This is a genomic window from Candidatus Hakubella thermalkaliphila (assembly GCF_013281975.1).
Classification (GTDB): domain Bacteria; phylum Actinomycetota; class Humimicrobiia; order Hakubellales; family Hakubellaceae; genus Hakubella; species Hakubella thermalkaliphila.
In genome coordinates, this window is sequence record NZ_BLRZ01000196.1 from 1 (window position 1) to 2,215 (window position 2,215).

Consider the following 2,215-nt stretch of genomic DNA (forward strand, 5'->3'; position numbering starts at 1 on the left):
TTATATCATAAATCGCTATCTATGGGTAGATACCCATGCTAAAACCGGAAGAACCATAAAAATTACGCTGTAGGGTTAAGCCGAGCTTGCCTCCCAATTCCAATAACATAGCCAGCAACGGCCCCATCTTCTTTAGAAGGCTGAAAGCAAAAATATAGACTAAAAGGGCTATCTCCAGGAGCTTATTTATACTCCTCAGAGTTCGCACCATTATCTTCTGAAAACCTAACTCCTCATTCATATCTTTAAAAAAGCTCCTCTACTCCCCACCTCCAACCATAAAGCCGTAGCACCCTTAAAGCAGCCGAGAATTTTCTCACTGGCAGGTTGGTTAAGAGAATAAATTCTTCCCCTCCCCCTTGGGTATAAACTAACCACAGCCTATGACCTAACCCCGGAATCTTTACCGCACAAAACCCCACTTTTAATCGCACTTCTTTTTTCTTTACCCACTTTACAATCTCCCAGGGATAGGACGCTGTTCTTAGCAGAGTCTCGAGATAGATCCTCCCCTTCTCCTCTAGCCCCGCCTCTCTCTCCTTCTGCACCTCTACATCTCGATTCGACTTGATGCGCATAATAAATTGTACCTGGAGCTCTCCCAATAAGCTTACCATCCACTTGCTATCAAATCCCCGGTCAAATAGCCAGATCCCGGCTCCCCTGACTAACTGCTTCAACCGTTTTAAGAATTTCTCCTTTTCCTTATTCATACTTACAAATCCCTTACTGGTATGAGAGAAAATCTGGCCAATCAAAGGCACCAGTCGATGCCGTTTAATCTTTGCGGTAGCCATCAGCCACCAGTGCCCTCGAATCTTTTTCTTCTCCTTACTATCCCACACCGTGGCTACATCTTCTGCCTTCCAGGCATATTTCCATTGCTTGGTGGATAGATCTATGCCTATGGCCGTGCTCCTCTTAATCTGATCCCTTACCATCTCTAGCCGACCTTGCTCTATCTCCTCCTTCTGCCACCCCTGGGAGCGCAGGAGCCGGCTCAATCGCTTTACTTCATAAATCAGTTTCTTACATCTTCTCTTTCCCTTATGGCCTATTACGGTCAGGCGAGCACAGCGACCAGCCATTAGACCAATCACCGCCTCGGCAATATTGCGCCGGATGCGCCTGTCCATTTGGCTGGACAGACCTTCCACCAAGGTGTATATTTTATCCTGAAGCGCCGCATACGCTTTGGCCTCTTGCCCTCTGTGCCCTAAGCGGGGGGAGGAGGCCCTTTTTTGCTTGGGCCTTTTCTTAGCCATGCCTGGCTCTCCTCATCTTGAAGAGTTCCAGGTTGATCTGGGCCGCTTGCCTTAGAAGGCCCTTGGCTTTTCCATAGTTCTCCGTTTCTTTCCTCACCTCGGCTACTTCAGCTTGGCGGATGTAGAGAGTTTTGGTCTTGCCCTCTTCTTTCCAGGTCAGCGTCCACTTGGGACCATGCAGTTCTCCCCGGGCGCATTTGCAGTTCCCCTTATTACAGGGCAAGTAGCTAGCCGCCAGGTTCCCGGGCAGAATATCTTGCATCCTGGCTATGGTTTTGAGAATCCCCTTCCTTCTAGCCGCCAGGGTCTCAAGTTCCCTATCCTTGGCCATAGGTACTCCCCTCCTTGCTCCTTGCCAGATAAGTATAATACCTTATCTGACAATTACAACATGAACTTCTTTCAGAGTCAAGCATAAAAATTCTTCAAGGAGCGGGCCTACAGGTTTTTGACCTTCAGGGAGAAGTTATGGGTAGATCTTGGAGGGTCAGAAGATCTGGGTAAACTCCAACACCAAACCCTTGACTATCTTGCTCCCGTAGAATATATTGAAAGGGAACTTGCTAAAATCCATAGCCCAGTGTTACCTATGTGGTCAGCCAGAACACACAGAAGAATCACTTTCTTTATGCGCTGCGGGCATTTCTGCGTTTGGAGATACACAAGTTGCGAACGGGAAATAGTTGGTATGAGGCAAAGGTGTCCATTATCAGGGAGGCAATACGGGCTTATCTGGGTAACCCTACCTACAGTCTTACCCCAACTGTGTAAGTCCTAATAGTATCAACCCACATTTGTCAAGCTGCGAATATTTCTGGCAGCGATTCCGCAACTTTCACAAAAATACAAAAATATGCCTGCAAAAAGCAAATCTCTGCTTTGAATAAATTCGGATTTAGGGAATTCGGGATTATTTTTATGGATTATTTTTGGCTATTCTGGGGTTGAGG

At 47.0% G+C, this 2,215-nt stretch carries 3 protein-coding genes and 1 pseudogene; 1 reads left to right on the forward strand and 3 read right to left on the reverse strand.

The genetic code is table 11. The annotated features are described in order from the left end of the window. Nucleotides 1–19 precede the first annotated feature (19 nt). From HW443_RS10795 to HW443_RS10805, 3 genes are read right to left on the reverse strand one after another with little or no spacing between them, the layout of a single operon-like run. Nucleotides 20–241, reverse strand: coding sequence for a hypothetical protein (locus HW443_RS10795; protein ID WP_176231835.1), 222 nt, complete (start codon nucleotides 239–241; stop codon nucleotides 20–22). 4 nt (nucleotides 242–245) lie between these two features. Continuing rightward, entirely contained in the window at nucleotides 246–1,265 is a 1,020-nt protein-coding gene (locus HW443_RS10800; RefSeq protein ID WP_176231834.1) for a hypothetical protein, read from the reverse strand. After that, the gene (locus HW443_RS10805; RefSeq protein WP_176231833.1) at nucleotides 1,258–1,596 is read right to left on the reverse strand and encodes a DUF6788 family protein; all 339 of its coding nucleotides are present in this window, start codon (nucleotides 1,594–1,596) and stop codon (nucleotides 1,258–1,260) included. The genes HW443_RS10800 and HW443_RS10805 overlap by 8 nt, the downstream gene beginning before the upstream one ends. Before the next feature lie 287 nt (nucleotides 1,597–1,883). Between HW443_RS10805 and HW443_RS13460 the strand changes: the two are divergent. After that, a pseudogene (locus tag HW443_RS13460) lies at nucleotides 1,884–2,036 on the forward strand (IS701 family transposase); the annotation flags it as partial. Nucleotides 2,037–2,215: the final 179 nt, after the last annotated feature.